The organism is Streptomyces sp. NPDC048001, assembly GCF_043203115.1.
Lineage (GTDB): Bacteria > Actinomycetota > Actinomycetes > Streptomycetales > Streptomycetaceae > Streptomyces > Streptomyces sanyensis.
On sequence record NZ_JBIDBN010000013.1, the window covers coordinates 58846 to 76000 of the forward strand.

Genomic DNA, 17155 nt, shown 5'->3' on the forward strand with positions numbered 1-17155 from the left:
GGGGTCGGCATGCTGCTGAGATTCCGCACGGCCAACGTGCGGTCACTGCGCGACGAGCAGGAGCTGACGTTCGTCGTGTCCGAGGACGAGCCCAGCCCCGCCGCGCGGCACGTCGAGCTGCCGGGCGGAGCCGTGGGCGTGCTCCCCCTGGTGGGCATCTTCGGCGCGAACGCCTCGGGCAAGTCGAACGTGCTCGCCGCGATGACCGACATGAGCGGCGCGGTGCAGAACTCCTACGCCCGCTGGGCCTCCTGCGACGGCACCGACCGCGCCCCCTTCGCCCTGGACGGCAAGGGCGAAGAGGAGCCGAGCTTCTACGAGGTGGACCTGGTCCTCGACGGAGTGCGCTGGACCTACGGCTTCGAACTGGGCCCGGAGCGGGTCGAGGGCGAGTGGCTGCACAGCTACCCGCGCGGCCACCGCCAGGTCTGGCTCGACCGCGACGCCTCGCGCGCCAAGGTCTACGACTGGCCCGGGGCCCGGGTGAAGGACCGCGCCGGTCTGGAGCGGCGCACCCGGCCGAACGCGCTGGTCCTCTCCACTGCCGGCACGGACAACCACCCCCAGCTCAGCCCCCTGTTCCACTGGTTCCGCCGGAACCTGTGGCTCATCGACCCCGAGGTCGAGCGCCAGGAACGCGAGACCTTCACGATGCGCCAGCTCACAGGCGCCCGCGCCCGCCGCATCAACGAACTGCTGCGGGTCGCAGACCTCGGCATCACCGGAGCGGAGACGGTCGAGGGGAGCAGAGGGGGACCGGAGGTGCGCCTCACCCACCGGGCGGCCGCGGGGGACGTCGCCCTCGACTGGCGGAACGAGTCCTACGGCACCCGATCCTGGTTCGCCCTGCTCGGCCCCCTGCTGCTGGCTCTCGACGAGGGGGCGGTCCTGCTCGTCGACGAACTCGACGCCAGTCTTCACCCGCGCTTCGCGGCCGAGGTGGTCAGGCTCTTCCACGACCCCGAGGCCAACGCCAGGGGCGCACAGCTCGTCTTCACCTCGCACGACCCGTCCGTCCTCACCACGCCGAGCGGGGGCCGTCTGCTGGAGCCCGCGCAGGTGTGGCTCACCGAGAAGGACGAGGACGGCGCGACCGAACTCTACCCGTTGACCGCCGCCTCACCGGGGGAGGGCGAAGACCTGATGAGGTCGTACCTGGCGGGGGCCTTCGGCGCCGTCCCCGCCCTGCTGGAAGGGCAGATCGCGCGGCGGCTGCTGTCGGCGAACGAGCGGGAACGCGCCCGCAGAGCGGAGCGGAGCGGCGGCTGATGGCACGCGCGAGGGGGAAGGACTCGCTGGGGCCCGCACAGAAGGGCCAGCGGCGCTACAAGGTCGTCCACGTCTTCACCGAGGGCCGGGTGACCGAGCCCCAGTACATCGACATCGTGCGCGGCAAGCCCGCCGACACCGGTGTCGAGGTCCGCATCGCGAACGCCACCGTGCCGGGATCGCAGCGCAAGCCGATCACCCTCGTCGAGGCGGCGGCTCGGCTGCTGCGCGAGGAGACGCGGGCGGCGAAGAAGGCCGGGCTGGACAAGAAGCTCTGGCCGGAGGTCTGGTGCCTCTTCGACCGGGACCAGCACCAGCAGATCCCGGACGCCTTCAAGCTGGCGAAGGAGGCAGGGGTGGAGGTCGCCTTCTCGCATCCCTGCTTCGAGCTCTGGCGACTGCTCCACCACAAGCCCGTCCACGGCAGCTTCGGAGGCGTCTGCGGGGAGGCGGTCAGACAGCTTCCCTTCAGCGGCAGCCCCGGGCAGTCAAGCACATGAGCGCGGACGAACTGCCCGAGGGCAGCTACGCCCAGGCGAAGAAGTGGGCGCAGAAGATCAACGCGCAGCATCCCGCCCAGAGGGCCAAGGACCTATGTGACCCCTACACCGATGTGTTCGAGTTCGTCGAGAAGGGCCTGAGGATCACCGGGTACTGATCCCGAAACGGCCGTTCATGTTCACGCTTGCCGAGCAGGAGTGAACGGACTCCGGCACCTGGTCATGGTCCCATCCGAGAGGCGACGTGGGTCATTCCGGGCGAGCGAGTGCCAGCCGACCGCCCCAGCGGATGCCTTTCTGGCCGCGGATACGGGCGCCTTCACGCCTCCGGGCGGCGAGCAGCGTCATCGCCCGCCGATGGCGCACCGACCTCGTACCTCCCCGGCGCACGACCTGCTGAGCGACCGCTCCGCCACCCCCGAGCAGCTCCGCTACGCCGTCGCCCGCCTCGCGGAGTCGCTGAAGGAGGTGCACCGCGTCGCACGGAGCCGGGGCGCCCGGCCGGCGGCGGGCGCGGTGCGTGCCGAACCTCCCGGGAGGGCGCATCCGGCCACTGAAACCGGCGCACCGGCGCAGTTCCGGCCCTGGGGGTGTGGATTCGGCAGGGGGAGGCGCCCGCCGGCCCTCGCCGGTACCGGCTGCGCGGCGTGCTCGCGGCCCTGCGCCCCGTCCGTCGTCCGCGCCCCCGCGCCCCGTCTCAGCCGGGCGGCACGGCGGGCAGGCCCCCGGAGGGCTGCGCGTCCCCCGCGTCGTAGGCCGCCAGGGCGGCCTGGCGCAGCGGAAACAAGGCGGCGAGGTCGTCGGTGGACGGGTGCGGCCGGGAGAGCGCCAGCGTCGCCGCGTCCTCCACCGCCCCCCAGGCGCCGCGCGCCCGCTTGTTGGCCTGGCAGCGGACGTCGCCGCGCAGGAACCCCGCGCCCGCCGCGAACCCGGCCGAGGCCAGGGCGATCAGGGCCGCCGGGACGCGGGCGTCCGCGGAGGAGAGCCCCGCGGCCCCCGCGGTTCCGGCCAGCAGTGCGGCCGGGAAGCCGAGCAGGATGTGCGCCGTGTTCCACCGTTCGGCCCGGCGGTGCGCCAGGCGCCGCTGGTGCACTGCCTCCTGCCGTAATCGCCCGATCTCCGCCCTGAGGTGGTCAAGGGCCGGTTCGGGGCCGCCCGGGGTCGTGGTGCCGCGTTGGGGAGAGGTCATGAGGCATTCCAACATGACGCGAACGCAGGGGAGTTGGCGTTCGCCGACAGGATTCCCGGTCCTCGGTGGTGGGCCGTCGGCGCAACCGCGGCGGGGGCTCCGGCTCCGGCTGCCCGCGGCGGAGCCCGCCAGGGGGCCGGAGCCGCGGTGCCACGCCCGCGCGGGCCGGGCGCGCCCGTCCGCAGCGCGCCCGGCCGTCTCACCGCTGCCGCGGCGCAGCCGCCCGCCTCACCGCTGCCGCAGCGCGAACCAGAGCTCCATGCGGACGTCCACGTCGTCCAGGTCCGCGCCCAGCAGGGAGGCGCAGCGGGCGATGCGCTGGCGGACGGTGTTGCGGTGGATGCCGAGGGCGGCCGCGGTCCGGTCCCAGCCGCCGTGCACGGACAGCCAGGTGCGCAGCGTCTCCACCAGGGCGGGGGCGTCCGCCAGCGGTGCGAGGAGCGCGCGGGCGGACTCGGGTGTGAGCGGACCCGGCTCGCGGTGCCGGACCAGCCCGCTCCGGGTCGCCGCCGCGCGGCGCAGGGCGCGGTCCGCCTGGGCGTCCGCCTCCCGGAGGGCCTCCGGTGCGGCGGGGGCGCTCGCGCCGAGCGTCCACCCCGGGCGGGCCGAGGGCTCCCGGCCGCCGGGGAGCAGGAGGCGTACGGTGCCGTCGTCCTCCAGGGACAGGAGCGTGGTGCCGAGTGCCGCGCCCAGGGCGGCCGCCGCGAAGGGCGTGGTGTCCGCGGAGCGGGCGTGCAGCACCGTCCACGGCCCGCCTCCGAGCAGCGGCGCGGCCGACTCCGGGGCGGCGCCGAGCAGGAGCCGGATCAGCGCCCCCGAACGCGCGGAGACATCGGTGTCCAGGTGCGGGGCGGTGAGCAGGGAGAGCAGGACCGCCGCGACCCCGGCGATGGTGTGGTCGCCCGCCTCCCGGGCCGGGGCGGCCACCGCGAGGACCAGGCCCCGGCCGCCGCCGAGCGGGTACGCCGCGACATGGTCGTCGCCGGCCTGGTCGGTCGCGGAGGCGGGCCCCGGGCCCGGCCCGCCGACCACCCGGGCCAGCCGGGACAGGGCGGCCGCCGCGGCCCCCGAGGGCTCGGGCCCCGCCGCGTGCACCACGGAGCCCTCCCCGTCGAGCAGCACGGCGCTGCCCCGGACGTACCGGGCCAGCCGGCGCAGCACGGCGGGTACCGGAGCGGGCCGGGCCGCCGCCGCGGCCAGACCCTGCTGGGCCCGGGCCACCCGCTGCAGCTCGTGGTGGCGGGCCTCGGCCATCAGGCGCCACACCGCCCGCGCCACCGCCGTGAACGTGGTGCGCGGGGGCACCTCCAGCAGCGGCAGGCCGCGGCGGTCGCAGGCCTCCACGAGGGCGGAGGGCACGGTGTCGTGGACCGGTGTCACCCCGAAGCCGAGCGCGGCGGCCCCCGCCTCCACGATCCGGGCCACGTAGCGGTCGGCGTCGTCGAGCAGCACCCCGGCGCTGAGCAGCAGTTCGCCGCCGAGGAGGTAGGGGAAGGGGTCGGCCATCTCCGAGGTGTGCACCATGCGGATCGCCGCGCCCTCCGAGGCGTCCGGCCCGGCCAGGCGCCGCAGGCCGAGTTCCCGGTCCGCGAGCAGCGTGGTCAGCGGGACCGGGGGAGTGGGCGGCGGCGCATCGGCCTCGGGCATGGATGTTTCCTCCATCACGGAAGCCCTGGATGGAGGAAACGTACACTTCATCAGGGCCTTCCGGCCACCTACCGTCGGTGCTCGGCGCGCGAGTGCAGCCCTGCACCCCACCGGGGCGGGACGGCGGGAGCACCGCCCCGGCCGGCCGCCGCGCAGCGCTAGAGTCAACACAGAGGCACCTCGTCGTCCACAAGCCTGCCGATCACCTGGCACAAGGATCGAAGGCGGACGGTCCGACGGGGCGCAGGAACCTAAGGAAGCCACCAGATGAGCAGCACCGAGCAGCCGCGCGGCCCGATCGACTCCTCCCGCATCCCGCGGTACGCCGGGCCCGCCACCTTCGCCCGGCTTCCCCGCCTCGACGAGGTCGGGCGCGCCGACGTCGCCGTCGTGGGCGTGCCCTTCGACTCCGGCGTCTCCTACCGCCCCGGCGCCCGCTTCGGCGGCAACGCCATCCGCGAGGCCTCCCGGCTGCTGCGCCCCTACAACCCGGCGCAGGACGCCTCCCCCTTCGCACTCGCCCAGGTCGCCGACGCGGGCGACATCGCGGCCAACCCGTTCAACATCAACGAGGCCGTCGAGACCGTCGAGGCCGCGGCGGACGACCTGCTGGCCACCGGCGCCCGGATGATGACCCTCGGCGGCGACCACACCATCGCCCTGCCGCTGCTGCGCTCCGTCGCCAGGAAGCACGGGCCCGTCGCCCTGCTCCACTTCGACGCCCACCTCGACACCTGGGACACCTACTTCGGCGCCGAGTACACCCACGGCACCCCGTTCCGCCGGGCCGTGGAGGAGGGCATCCTCGACACCTCCGCCCTCTCCCACGTCGGCACCCGCGGCCCCCTCTACGGCAAGCAGGACCTGACCGACGACGAGAAGATGGGCTTCGGCATCGTCACCTCCGCCGACGTCTACCGCCGCGGCGCCGACGAGGTCGCCGACCAGCTCCGCCAGCGCATCGGCGACCGGCCGCTGTACATCTCCATCGACATCGACTGCCTCGACCCGGCGCACGCCCCCGGCACCGGCACCCCCGAGGCCGGCGGCATGACCTCGCGCGAGCTCCTGGAGATCCTGCGCGGCCTCGCCTCCTGCAACCTGGTCTCCGCCGACGTCGTGGAGGTGGCGCCCGCCTACGACCACGCCGAGATCACCGCCGTCGCCGCCTCGCACACCGCCTACGAGCTGACCACCATCATGGCCCGCCAGATCGCCGGGGCCGGGACGGCGCGGTGACGCACGACCACGACCCGGTCCTGCGCCCCACCCCGGCGCAGACGGCGGCGGCCCTCGCGCCGCCGCCCGGCCGGATCGGCGGGGACCTCGTGGTCGAGACCCTGGCGGGGCTCGGGGCCACCACGGTCTTCGGGCTGCCCGGCCAGCACGCGCTGGGGATGTTCGACGCCCTGCGCCGCTCCTCGCTGCGCTACGTGGGCCTGCGCACGGAGAACAGCGCGGGCTTCGCCGCCGACGCCTACGGCCGGATCACCGGCGAGGCGGCCCCGCTGCTGCTCTCCACCGGACCCGGTGCCCTGATGTCGCTGGCCGCGCTGCAGGAGGCGGCGGCCGCCTCCGCGCCCGTGCTGGCCGTCGGCAGCCAGGTGCCGGTGGCCGGACTCGGCGGAGGCCGCCACGGCTATCTGCACGAACTCCGCGACCAGCAGGCGTCGTTCCGCGACATCGTCAAGTCCGTGCACACGGTGCGCACCGCCTCCCAGATCCCGTCCGCGATCGCGGCGGCCTGGCAGTCGGCCCTCAGCGCACCCCACGGACCGGTATGGGTCGAGATCCCCCAGGACGTGCTCCTCGCGGAGACGATCCTGCCTCAGGTCACCGCCCCCGACGCCACGCCCGGGCCGCTGCCCCCGCGCCCGGAGCTGACCGCCGTCGCCGCCGACCTGCTGACGCACGCACGGCGCCCCGTGATCGTCGCGGGCGGCGGGGTGGTGCGCTCCGACGCCTCCGGCAAGCTCCGCGCGCTCGCCGAGAAGCTGGACGCGCCGGTGGTGACCACCTTCGGCGGCAAGGGCGCCTTCCCCTGGGACCACCCCCTGTCGCTGCGGTCCTGGCTGGAGGACCGGCACACCACCGACTACCTGGAGTCGGCGGACGTCCTGCTCGTGGTCGGCTCCGGGCTCGGCGAACTGTCCTCGAACTACCACACCTTTGCCCCGCGGGGCCGGGTGGTGCAGATCGAGGCCGACCTCGGGAAGCTGGAGTCCAACCACCCGGGCATCGGCATCCATGCGGACGCCCGCCCGGCCCTCCAGGCGCTGCTGGAGACGGTCGGCGAACGGCGGGACCCGGCCGCCGCCGCCTCGGTGCGCGCGGTCCTCGACGCCGTGCGCGCCCGGATCGACGCGCAGGACCTCACCCTGGAGCAGCAGGTGCTCGCCGCCGTCCGTGAGGCCCTGCCCGACGACGCGCCCGGCTTCTGGGACATGACGATCCTCGCCTACTGGGCCTGGTCCGCCTTCGACGCCCGGCGGCCCAACACCATGCACTCCGCGCAGGGCGCGGGCGGTCTCGGCTACGCCTTCCCCGCCGCCCTCGGCGCGGCCGCCGCGGACCCCACCCGCCCGGTGCTCGCCGTCTCCGGGGACGGCGGGGCCATGTACGGGCTGGCGGAACTCGCCACGGCCCGCCAGTACGGCCTCCCCGTCACCTGGCTGATCGTGGACGACGGCGGCTACGGCATCCTGCGCGAGTACATGACGGACGCCTTCGGAGCGGCGACGGGCACCGAGCTGGTCCGGCCCGACTTCGTCGCCCTGGCCGAGTCCTTCGGTGTGCCCGCGGTGCGCACGAGCCCGGAGACGCTGGCCGGGGACCTGGCCGCGGCGCTCGCCGACCCCGGGCCCTCGGTGGTCGTCCTCCCGGCCGTCCTGAAGATGTTCGCCCCGACGCACCTCTGACGGGCGGCCCGGGCGCACCGCCGGGCCGAGGCGGTCCTCTGCCGCCGCCCCCGCGGGGCGGCCGTGCGCGACACCCGGACGGCGCTCCGCGGGCGTCCGCCCGCCCGTCAGCCCCCAGCCGCGACCAGCACCGCGCGGAGCCGGGCTATGCCCTCGCGCCATTCCGTCCCCTCGCCGCCCTCGTCCCACAGCGCCGCCAGCTCCGAATCCCCGCCCACCAGCCGGTCCAGGGCCCGCACGGCGAGGGGGCGCAGCTCCTGCGGGAGCGGCGGGAGCGGCTTGTCCGGCCCGTAGGCCGTGGTCACCGGCACGCCGCCCGGGCACTGCGCGGCGACGAGCGCCGCCGCGGCGACCGCCCGGGCGGCGTCGTCCCCCTCCAGGTACTCCGCGGTGTCCGCGGTGCTCCGCAGCACCTCGCGCAGCACGCCCGCGCGCTCCTCCTCGGCCGCGCCGTCCAGCCGGATCGAGAAGTCGGCCGCGGTGTCGTTGTCGAAGTGCCCGATGTCCCAGGTGCCCATGGTGATCCCCCGTCGCGTGCTGCGGTGATGACGTCCCCCAGTCTGGGGGGACCCACTGACATCGATGCTGATGCTCCCGCCGTCTCCTCTCCCCGGCGGACGCCGGGTTCCACGCGTGCGAGGGCGAGTTCGGAACACCGGAGGGCCCGGGTGGTGCGGTGCGGTCTGCGGGGAGGCCCGCGGGCCTCCCCGCAGACCGCGGGTTCTCACCGCCCCGGTGCGGTCCTTCCGTCCGTGTCGGGCGTGTGCAGCGGGGTCCGGACCGCCTCCGCAGCCGCGAGGAGTCCCGCGGCGCCGGAGAGCACGACCATCGCCACGTTCAGGACCACGTCGGGCCCGAAGTCCTGCCGCGTGATGTTCAGCAGGACCGCGGCGACGACCACGCCCTCCACCAGTGCCACGGCCCCGAGGACGGCGCGCCGCAGCCCGCCGGGCACCCGCTGTCCCAGGCCCGCCCGTCCGGTGGCCGCCAGCAGCAGGGCTCCGGAGAGCAGCAGGACAACAACCGCCACCTCGGCGAGCACGAGCCACAGCCGGCCGTCCGCCGGTGACTCCGTGTGGTCGAGCGCGGAGGTGTCCTCGAGGAGGACGGCCAGCAGGATCTCGGCCACCACCACGTAGACCACCTGCAGCAGAAGCACCCCCGCAGCGAGGGGGCGAAGGAAACATGCCGTCACTCGTTGCTTCGTACCAGGGACCCGCCCTTGATGATCCACAGCTTTCCGTCAGTCCATTCGTCCCATGCGAGCAACCGGTGAGGGTCGCGTGGTCCGGCTGATCATATGGTTCGCATGACAGGGGACTGACCGGTCAGTACACCGCGGCCTCCGGTCCTGCGACCATCGGCCGATCCGCCTCGGTCGCAGGGCCCGGATTCACGGCGGAGGGATGAAATCCGCTTCCATGGGCGTTGCAGCCTTCCGGAAGATCAGGACCGAGGAGCGGTCCCGGCGGAGCCCGGGACCGACGGGGAGGCCCACGTGGCGACGGCGTCGGAGCAGGACCAGGGGTGGGCGCGGCGGCTCGCCGGATACGCGTGGCGTTACCGGCGGAACGTGGTGCTCGCGCTGGGCTCCTCGCTCGGCGGCATGGCGGTCATGGCCCTGGTGCCGCTGATCACCAAGGTCGTCATCGACGACGTGATCGGCGAGGGCACGCGCTCGCTCGCGGTGTGGACGGGCCTGCTGGTCGCCGCCGCCCTCGTGATCTACGTCCTGACCTACGTCCGCCGCTACTACGGCGGCCGCCTCGCCCTCGACGTCCAGCACGACCTGCGCACCGAGATGTACGGGACGATCACCCGGCTCGACGGGCGGCGGCAGGACGAGCTGTCCACCGGGCAGGTCGTCGGGCGGGCCACCAGCGACCTCCAGCTGATCCAGGGCCTGCTCTTCATGCTGCCGATGACCATCGGCAACTTCCTCCTCTTCGCCATCTCGCTGGCGATCATGGCCTGGCTCTCGCTGCCGCTGACCCTGGTGGCCGTCGCCGTGGCCCCCGCGCTGTGGGCGATCGCCCGGCGCAGCCGCACCCGGCTGCACCCGGCCACCTGGTACGCCCAGAACAAGGCCGCGGCCGTCGCCGGGGTCGTCGACGGCGCGGTCAGCGGCGTCCGCGTCGTCAAGGGCTTCGGGCAGGAGGAGCAGGAGACCGGCAAGGTGCGCGAGGCGAGCCGCGAGCTGTTCGCGGGCCGCCTGCGCACCATCCGGCTGAACGCGAGGTACACCCCCGCCCTCCAGGCCGTGCCCGCCCTCGGCCAGGTCGCCATGCTCGCCCTCGGCGGCTGGCTGGCCACCCGGGGCGAGATCACGCTCGGCACCTTCGTCGCCTTCTCCACCTACCTCGCGCAGCTCGTCGGCCCGGTGCGGATGCTCGCCGTGGTGCTCACCGTCGGGCAGCAGGCGCGCGCCGGCGTCGAGCGGGTCCTGGAACTGATCGACACCGAGCCGACGATGCGCGAGGGCACCAGGGAGCTGCCGGCAGACGCCCCGGCGAGCGTCGAGTTCGACGGGGTGGGCTTCGCCTACGCCGACGGCACGCCCGTGCTCGACGGCTTCTCGCTGCGGATCGCACCCGGTGAGACCGTGGCCGTGGTCGGCGCCTCCGGGAGCGGCAAGTCGACCCTCTCGCTGCTGCTGCCCCGCTTCTACGACGTGACGCACGGCGCCGTCCTGGTGGGCGGCCACGACGTGCGCGAGCTGACCTTCGACTCCCTGCGCGCCGCGATCGGCCTGGTCCCCGAGGACAGCTTCCTCTTCTCCGACACCGTCCGCGCCAACATCGCCTACGGCCGCCCCGGCGCGAGCGACGCCGAGGTCGAGGCGGCCGCCCGCGCCGCCCAGGCCGACCGCTTCATCGCCGAGCTGCCGGAGGGCTACGACACCACGGTCGGGGAGCACGGCCTGACCCTCTCCGGCGGCCAGCGCCAGCGCGTGGCCCTGGCCCGCGCGATCCTCGCCGACCCCCGGCTGCTGCTCCTGGACGACGCCACCTCCGCGGTCGACGCCCGGGTCGAGCACGAGATCCACGAGGCGCTGCGGCAGGTCATGGCCGGACGCACCACCCTGCTGATAGCCCACCGCCGCTCCACGCTCGCCCTCGCCGACCGCATCGCCGTCCTCGACCGCGGCCGCCTGGCCGACCTCGGCACCCACGAGGAGCTGGAGCGGCGCTCACCCCTCTACCGCAGGCTGCTGACCGACCCCGACGAGCTGGGTGCCGTCTCGCCGGGCCACACACCGGCCCCCGACCGCCCGGAGCCGGAGGAGGACGTCACGGTCCGTGCCGAGCTGGAGGCCGAGTTCGACGCGGAGCGGGGCGTCACCCCGCATCTGTGGGTCCGCGAGGAGGCCCCCGCCTCCGCGGGCGGCGCCGGGTCGGAGCCCGGAGCCACCCCCGAACTCCTGGCGCAGGTGGCCGCCCTGCCCGCCGCCGAGGACACCCCGGACATCGACGAGGCACGGGCCGTGCGCCCCGAACCGGCCGAGCGCCGGGCGGGCGAGGGCGGCCGCCTGCGCGCCCTGCTCCGGGGCTTCGGCGCGCCGCTGCTGGTGAGCCTGGCCCTGGTGGCGGTCGACGCGGGCATGGGCCTGCTGCTGCCCGTGCTGATCCGGCACGGCATCGACGAGGGCGTGGAGCGGGCTGCGCTCGGGGCCGTGTGGGCGGCGGCGCTGCTGGGCCTGGTGACGGTGCTGGTGCAGTGGGCCGCCCAGATCGGCGAGACCCGGATGACCGGCCGTACCGGCGAACGGGTCCTCTACTCCCTGCGGCTGAAGATCTTCTCCCAGCTCCAGCGGCTGGGGCTGGACTACTACGAGCGCGAGCTCACCGGCCGGATCATGACCCGGATGACCACGGACGTGGACGCGCTGTCCACCTTCCTGCAGACCGGCCTGGTCACCGCCTTCGTCTCGGTGGTCACCTTCCTCGGGATCATGGTGGCCCTGCTGGTGATCGACGTGCAGCTGGCGCTGGTCGTCTTCGCGACGCTCCCGGTGCTGGTGGTCGGCACCTATGTGTTCCGCCGCCAGAGCGTGAAGGCCTACGAGCTGGCCCGCGAGCGCATCAGCGTGGTCAACGCCGACCTCCAGGAGTCCGTGTCCGGGCTGCGCATCGTGCAGGCCTTCGGCCGGGAGGCGGACGGACTGGCCCGCTTCACCTCCCGCAGCGAGCACTACCGCAGCGCCCGGGTCCGCGGGCAGTGGCTCATCTCGGTGTACTTCCCCTTCGTGCAGCTGCTGTCCTCCGTCGCCGCCGCGTCGGTGCTGATCGTCGGCGCGGGCCGGATCGAGGCGGGCACCCTGACCGCCGGCGCGCTCGTCGCCTACCTGCTGTACATCGAGCTGTTCTTCGCCCCGGTGCAGCAGCTCTCCCAGGTCTTCGACGGCTACCAGCAGGCCGCCGTGTCGCTCGGACGGGTGCAGGAACTGCTGCGCGAGCCGACCTCGACGGCCCCCGCCGACCACCCCCGCGAGGTGCGCGCCCTGCGCGGCGACATCGCCTTCGAGGGCGTGTCCTTCGCCTACGGGGCCGGGGACGGCGGGGAGCAGGCACTCTCGGGCATCGACCTGCGCATCCCGGCCGGTCAGACGGTGGCCTTCGTCGGCGAGACCGGCGCGGGCAAGTCGACGCTGGTCAAGCTGGTGGCCCGGTTCTACGACCCCACCTCGGGCCGGGTGACGGCCGACGGCGCCGACCTGCGGGACCTGGACCTCACCGCCTACCGGCACCGCCTGGGCGTCGTCCCCCAGGAGGCGTACCTGTTCGCCGGGACGGTGCGCGACGCGATCGCCTACGGCCGCCCGGGCGCGGGCGACGCCGAGGTCGAGGCGGCCGCCCGGGCGGTCGGCGCCCACGAGATGATCGCCACCCTGGACGGCGGCTACCTCCACCGGGTGTCCGAACGCGGACGCAACCTCTCCGCGGGGCAGCGCCAGCTGATCGCGCTGGCCCGGGCCGAACTGGTGGACCCGGACGTGCTGCTGCTCGACGAGGCGACGGCCGCGCTGGACCTCGCCACCGAGGCCCAGGTGAACCAGGCCACGGACCGGCTCGCCGGACGGCGCACCACACTGGTGGTCGCCCACCGGCTCACCACGGCGGCCCGCGCCGACCGCGTGGTGGTGATGGACCGCGGGCGGGTCGCCGAGGACGGCACCCACGACGAGCTGCTGGCGAGCGGGGGCCACTACGCCGCCCTCTGGCGGACCTTCGCCGGCATAGGGGAGGACGAGCCCGTCACCGTGTGACGGGCGGGCGGCGCACCCGCCCGCGGCGCCCGCGTCGGGCAACCGGCCGGCCTCCCGCTGCGTCGTATGCGGGGAGGGGGCCGTGACGGCCGGGACCGGGGCGACGACCGGGACGGGCGGGACCGCCTCCGGGCGGACCGACCGGCGGCGAGGACGGACCAGGGGGAGACGATCGTGGTGGACGGCACGGGAGACCGCGGGGCCGCCGGGGCCCCGCGCACACGGCCCCGGCGGCCCCGGCCCCTGCTGCCGGGGCGCCGGCGCCCGCGGCCCGCGAGGGTGCTGGCCCGCGGGCTGGCGGTCCTCACGGCGGCGTCCGCGGCGCTGGTGGCGGGCCCCGGGCTCCAGCAGGCGCACGCGGCCTCGCCCTGCCCGGGGAGGGTGGCCGACTCGGTCTCCTTCCCGACGGGGGAACTGCGGGTGTACCGGGGCGGCGGGAAGGTCTGCGCCGTCACCCTCGCACGCAACCCCGGCCCCCGGCGCGCCATGTCCGTGTCCCTCCAGACGCGCGGCGGGCGGGCGGTGGTCGACGCGGGCCGTTTCGGCCGACATGCGGGACCGGTCACCGTCAGCCCCCTCGGGCGCTGCGTCCGGGCCACCGGGACCGTCTCCGGAGTCACCCGCTCGACCGGCTGGATCCTGTGCTGAGCGCCCGGCCCCGCCCCTGAGGGCCGGGTACGCCTCCGCCGCGCGCCCGGGGCCCCGTGCAGCCCTCCCGGGCGGCCTCCGGCGGGCGGTCGGCGCGGCCGAGATCCGCCGCGGGGAGCGGCGCGGTCTGGTCCGGCTGCCCCGGCGCCGCTAGGTTCGCCGCGACCACATGATCCCGGCAGGGGATCCGCAGGGGAGGGCGAATGCGCAAGGCGCTCGGTTGGATGCTGTCGCTGGTGGTGCTCCTGGGCACCCTGAGCGCGGCCGGGGGCACGGCGGGGGCGGCCACCGCCGCCGACCCGGACGGCACCGACATCAGGGAACGGATCCTCGCGATCCCGGGGATGAGGCTCATCGAGGAGAAGCCCTACCCCGGCTACCGCTTCTTCGTCCTCGACTACAGGCAGCCGGTCGACCACCGGCACCCGCGGGCGGGCACCTTCGCGCAGCGCCTCACCGTGCTGCACAAGGACACCTCGCGGCCCACCGTCTTCCACACCTCCGGCTACAACGTCTCCACGGTGCCGCGGCGCAGCGAGCCGACCACCATCGTCGACGGCAACCAGGTCTCCCTGGAATACCGGTTCTTCACCCCCTCGCGCCCCCAGCCGGCCGACTGGTCCCTGCTGGACATCCGGCAGGCGGCCGCCGACCAGCACCGGGTGTTCACGGCGCTCAAGCGCGTCTACCGCGCCAGGTGGATCGCCACCGGCGGCTCCAAGGGAGGCATGACGGCCACCTACTACGAGCGCTTCCACCCGGGGGACATGGACGGCGTGGTCGCCTACGTGGCCCCCAACGACGCGGTGAACGACGAGGACTCGGCCTACGACCGCTTCTTCGAGCGGGTCGGCACCCCGGAGTGCCGCGCACGGCTGGACGCGGTGCAGCGCCAGGCGCTGGTCCGCCGCGAGCCCCTGCAGCGCATCCTGCGCGCCCACGCACGGGACGGCGGGTACACCTTCCGGACCGTCGGCTCCCTCGACCGCGCCTACGAGGCGGTGGTGCTGGACTACGCGTGGGCCTTCTGGCAGTACGGCCTGCTGTCCGACTGCGAGACGCTCCCCGAGGCCCGGTACGCCTCCGACCAAGAGCTCTTCGACAGCATCGACGCCGTCTCCGGCTTCTCCGCCTTCTCCGACCAGAACCTGGCCACCTACACGCCGTACTACTACCAGGCGGGCACCGAGCTCGGATCGCCGGACATCACCCAGCCGCACCTGAGGGGCCTCAGCCGCTACGGCTACCAGCCCCCGCGGAACTTCGTCCCGCGCGACATCCCGATGCGCTTCCTGCCCCGGGCCATGCGCGACGTGGACCGCTGGGTGCGCCACCGGGCCACCCGGATGATGTTCGTCTACGGGGAGAACGACCCCTGGGGAGCCGAGCGGTTCCGACTCGGCCGCGGCGCCCGCGACAGCTACGTCTACACCGCCCCCGGCGCCAACCACGGGGCCGATGTGGCGGGGCTGACCGCCGGGGAGCGGGCCGAGGCCACGGCGGCGATCCAGCGGTGGGCGGGCGTGGCGCCCGCGGCGGTCCGTGAGGACCCGTCGAAGGCGGCCCCGCTGGCCCGGCCGGACGCCCTCCTCGACCGGGAGGAGCCGCGCACCCTGCGGCCCTGAGCCGGTCGGCCCGATCGAGGGGCCCCGCCCGCGGGGCGCATGAGCGCCGGTACCGCGGGCGGGGCCCCTGCCCGCTCTCGGGGGCCCGTGACGCCCGGCCCGTGTCAGCGGCCGTAGGAGAGCCCGTGGCCGGTCGGGAAGAGGATCCGCCCGGGGTCGTCCGCCCGCAGGACCGGCACCGGCAGGCGCCCCCGGGGGCGGACGCCGCCGGTGATCACCCGTACCGCGGCGCGCAGTTCGACGTCGGTCCAGGAGTAGGCGGCGAGGGCGGCCGTCGCACCGTCCAGGTGGGCGATGTCGTAGGGGTTGCGCAGGGCCAGCGCCACCACCGGAACACCCGTGGCGGCCAGCCGGGCCACCAGGGTGCGCTGCGGGCTCCCGGCCGTCACGTTGTAGGTGCCCACGACCACCACGTCGCGGTCGGCGGCCGCGGCCACGGCCTCCTCGATCCGGGCGGCCGTGGGGGAGGTGCCGGTGGGCAGGGCCGCGGCGGCGAATCCGGCCTCGGCGAAGGCCGCGGCCAGCACTCCGGTGGGCGGGCCGGTCGTGCCGGTGGGGGAGGCCGGGTCGGCGCCGACCACGAGCAGCCGCGGAGTGCGCCGGCGGCCGAGCGGCAGGAGCCCGCCGGTGTTGGTGAGCAGGGTGGTGGTCCCCTCGGCGATCCGGTCGGCGGCCGCGAGGTGGGAGCGGGTGCCCACGCGGCGCTCCACCGCGTGCTCGGGGACGAACGGGTCGCGCAGGAGGCCCAGCCGCTCCTTCAGGCGCAGAATGCGCAGGATCGATTCATCGATCCGGGCGGTGCTCAACTCGCCGGATTCCAGGGCGTCCCGCACCCCCCGCCAGGCCACCGCCGGGTCCGGGGGGTCGAGCAGCTGGTCCGCACCCGCCAGCAGGGCCAGCACCGGCACCCGGTCGTCGCCGTACTGCTCGCGCACCCCCTGCATGGTGAGCGCGTCGGTCACCACCACGCCCTCGAAGCCCAGTTCCTGACGGAGGATGCCCGTGAGGATCGGGTGGGAGAGGGTGGCGGGGTCGTTGCTCGGGTCGAGCGCCGGGAACTGGATGTGCGCCGTCATCACGGCGTCGATGCCCGCGGCGATCGCCGCCCGGAACGGCGGGGCGTCGAGGGCCCCCCACTCCTCGCGGGTGTGGGTGATGACGGGGATGCCGGTGTGGCTGTCGACGGTGGTGTCCCCGTGGCCGGGGAAGTGCTTGGCGGTCGCGGCCACCCCCGTCCGCCGGTGGCCCGAGACCTGGGCGGCGACCATGCGCGCCGCCGCCCGCGGGTCCGCACCGAAGGACCGCACGCCGATGACCGGATTGCCCGGGTCGACGTTCACGTCGGCGACCGGGGCGTAGTTCTGCGTGATGCCCATCGCGGCGAGTTCCGCGGCGGCGATCCCCGCCGCCCGCCGTGCGTCGGTGCGCGACCCGCCCGCGCCGAGCGCCATCGCACCGGGCAGCAGGGTGGCCGGGCGGCCGATCCGGGCGACGATGCCGTGCTCCTGGTCGGTGGCGATCAGCAGCGGCAGGCGGCTGCGCCCGGCGAGCCCCGCGCGCTGGATGCCGTTGGACAGCCGGGCGATCTGCAGCGGGTCGCGGGTGTTGTTGGCCCAGGCGAAGTAGATGATCCCGCCCAGGTGGAAGCGTTCGACCACCTCCGCGGCGGTGCGCACCCCGAACCGCGCCAGGTTGGCCTCGGCGTCGGCCGGGTCGGGGTCGGTGGCGGAGTGGCCGTACACCCGCATCACGAAGAGCTGGCCGATCTTCTCCTCCGGGCTCATGCCCGCGACGATCCGCCGCAGGCGGTCCGGCCGGGAGGCGGCGGCCGCGGGCCGCGCCCCGGCCAGGGCGGAGGCGGTGAGGGCGGAAGCGGTGAGGAGGGTGCGTCGGGAGAGGTTCCGGTCGTGCACGAGTGCTCCTTCCGGCCTTGCTCGACAGAGGTGTGGCACAAGGGTGTTGAAGGAAACCGCCAAGGTGTCACGGATAGCCGGAAAGTAACTGCCGGGTCGGGGGTGTGCAAGGACGCGGCCCCGAGCCGTGTCCGAACTCCGCCGTACGGTCCCGGGAGCCGCGCGCCCCGCCGCACCCGG

The 17155-nt window shown here is 75.1% G+C and carries 13 protein-coding genes; 8 read left to right on the forward strand and 5 right to left on the reverse strand.

Annotated elements, in window-relative coordinates:
* Positions 1–9 precede the first annotated feature (9 nt).
* Genes ACGF15_RS23705 through ACGF15_RS23715 form a run of 3 tightly spaced genes read left to right on the forward strand, consistent with a single transcriptional unit; the run spans position 10 to position 1927 of the window.
* Positions 10–1269, forward strand: coding sequence for an ATP/GTP-binding protein (locus ACGF15_RS23705; protein WP_392801718.1), 1260 nt, complete (start codon positions 10–12; stop codon positions 1267–1269).
* Positions 1269–1769, forward strand: coding sequence for an RloB family protein (locus tag ACGF15_RS23710; protein WP_392801721.1), 501 nt, complete (start codon positions 1269–1271; stop codon positions 1767–1769). The genes ACGF15_RS23705 and ACGF15_RS23710 overlap by 1 nt, the downstream gene beginning before the upstream one ends.
* Positions 1766–1927, forward strand: coding sequence for a hypothetical protein (locus ACGF15_RS23715; RefSeq protein WP_345610923.1), 162 nt, complete (start codon positions 1766–1768; stop codon positions 1925–1927). Before ACGF15_RS23710 ends, ACGF15_RS23715 begins: the two co-directional genes overlap by 4 nt.
* A gap of 539 nt (positions 1928–2466) precedes the next feature.
* Here the strand turns inward: ACGF15_RS23715 and ACGF15_RS23720 are convergent.
* Together ACGF15_RS23720 and ACGF15_RS23725 are read right to left on the reverse strand one after the other, a co-directional pair.
* The gene (locus ACGF15_RS23720; protein WP_392801724.1) at positions 2467–2958 is read right to left on the reverse strand and encodes a hypothetical protein; all 492 of its coding nucleotides are present in this window, start codon (positions 2956–2958) and stop codon (positions 2467–2469) included.
* 228 nt (positions 2959–3186) lie between these two features.
* Positions 3187–4605 (reverse strand): PucR family transcriptional regulator, encoded by a 1419-nt coding sequence (locus tag ACGF15_RS23725; protein WP_392801728.1) that lies wholly within the window; start codon positions 4603–4605, stop codon positions 3187–3189.
* A gap of 267 nt (positions 4606–4872) precedes the next feature.
* Between ACGF15_RS23725 and speB the strand changes: the two genes are divergently transcribed.
* Both speB and ACGF15_RS23735 read left to right on the forward strand, forming a co-directional pair.
* Positions 4873–5844 carry an agmatinase gene (gene speB, locus ACGF15_RS23730; protein ID WP_345610912.1) on the forward strand — a complete coding sequence of 324 codons (972 nt, stop codon included), beginning with the start codon at positions 4873–4875 and terminating at the stop codon, positions 5842–5844.
* Positions 5841–7523, forward strand: a complete 1683-nt coding sequence (locus tag ACGF15_RS23735) for a thiamine pyrophosphate-binding protein (RefSeq protein ID WP_392801731.1) — start codon at positions 5841–5843, stop codon at positions 7521–7523. The genes speB and ACGF15_RS23735 overlap by 4 nt, the downstream gene beginning before the upstream one ends.
* Before the next feature lie 107 nt (positions 7524–7630).
* Here ACGF15_RS23735 and ACGF15_RS23740 read toward each other — a convergent pair whose 3' ends face one another.
* Together ACGF15_RS23740 and ACGF15_RS23745 are read right to left on the reverse strand one after the other, a co-directional pair.
* Complete coding sequence (locus tag ACGF15_RS23740; RefSeq protein ID WP_392801734.1) at positions 7631–8041, reverse strand: DUF4259 domain-containing protein; 411 nt, start codon at positions 8039–8041, stop codon at positions 7631–7633.
* Between the two features lie 206 nt (positions 8042–8247).
* A complete protein-coding gene (locus tag ACGF15_RS23745; protein ID WP_392801737.1) occupies positions 8248–8682 on the reverse strand; it encodes a hypothetical protein in 435 nt (144 codons plus the stop codon).
* A gap of 339 nt (positions 8683–9021) precedes the next feature.
* On the opposite strand from ACGF15_RS23745, the gene ACGF15_RS23750 reads away from it, so the two are divergent.
* The 3 genes from ACGF15_RS23750 to ACGF15_RS23760 all read left to right on the forward strand — a co-directional run bounded on the left by ACGF15_RS23750 (position 9022) and on the right by ACGF15_RS23760 (position 15062).
* Positions 9022–12789: an ABC transporter ATP-binding protein gene (locus tag ACGF15_RS23750; protein WP_345610900.1), complete on the forward strand. Its 3768-nt coding sequence runs from the start codon at positions 9022–9024 to the stop codon at positions 12787–12789.
* A 174-nt stretch (positions 12790–12963) separates the two neighbouring features.
* Positions 12964–13437, forward strand: coding sequence for a hypothetical protein (locus ACGF15_RS23755; protein WP_392801740.1), 474 nt, complete (start codon positions 12964–12966; stop codon positions 13435–13437).
* Positions 13438–13640: 203 nt separating this feature from the next.
* Positions 13641–15062: a S28 family serine protease gene (locus ACGF15_RS23760; RefSeq protein ID WP_392801743.1), complete on the forward strand. Its 1422-nt coding sequence runs from the start codon at positions 13641–13643 to the stop codon at positions 15060–15062.
* Positions 15063–15166: 104 nt separating this feature from the next.
* Here ACGF15_RS23760 and ACGF15_RS23765 read toward each other — a convergent pair whose 3' ends face one another.
* A complete protein-coding gene (locus ACGF15_RS23765; RefSeq protein WP_392801746.1) occupies positions 15167–16975 on the reverse strand; it encodes a glycoside hydrolase family 3 N-terminal domain-containing protein in 1809 nt (602 codons plus the stop codon).
* Between the last annotated feature and the right edge of the window lie 180 nt (positions 16976–17155).

Excerpts from the sequence above, each read along its gene's own strand:
- ACGF15_RS23710 (WP_392801721.1), top strand. The coding sequence starts at position 1,269 with ATGGCACGCGCGAGGGGGAAGGACTCGCTGGGGCCCGCACAGAAGGGC.
- ACGF15_RS23725 (WP_392801728.1), bottom strand. The coding sequence starts at position 4,605 with ATGCCCGAGGCCGATGCGCCGCCGCCCACTCCCCCGGTCCCGCTGACC.
- ACGF15_RS23740 (WP_392801734.1), bottom strand. The coding sequence starts at position 8,041 with ATGGGCACCTGGGACATCGGGCACTTCGACAACGACACCGCGGCCGAC.
- ACGF15_RS23705 (WP_392801718.1), top strand. The coding sequence starts at position 10 with ATGCTGCTGAGATTCCGCACGGCCAACGTGCGGTCACTGCGCGACGAG.
- ACGF15_RS23760 (WP_392801743.1), top strand. The coding sequence starts at position 13,641 with ATGCGCAAGGCGCTCGGTTGGATGCTGTCGCTGGTGGTGCTCCTGGGC.
- speB (WP_345610912.1), top strand. The coding sequence starts at position 4,873 with ATGAGCAGCACCGAGCAGCCGCGCGGCCCGATCGACTCCTCCCGCATC.
- ACGF15_RS23715 (WP_345610923.1), top strand. The coding sequence starts at position 1,766 with ATGAGCGCGGACGAACTGCCCGAGGGCAGCTACGCCCAGGCGAAGAAG.
- ACGF15_RS23720 (WP_392801724.1), bottom strand. The coding sequence starts at position 2,958 with ATGACCTCTCCCCAACGCGGCACCACGACCCCGGGCGGCCCCGAACCG.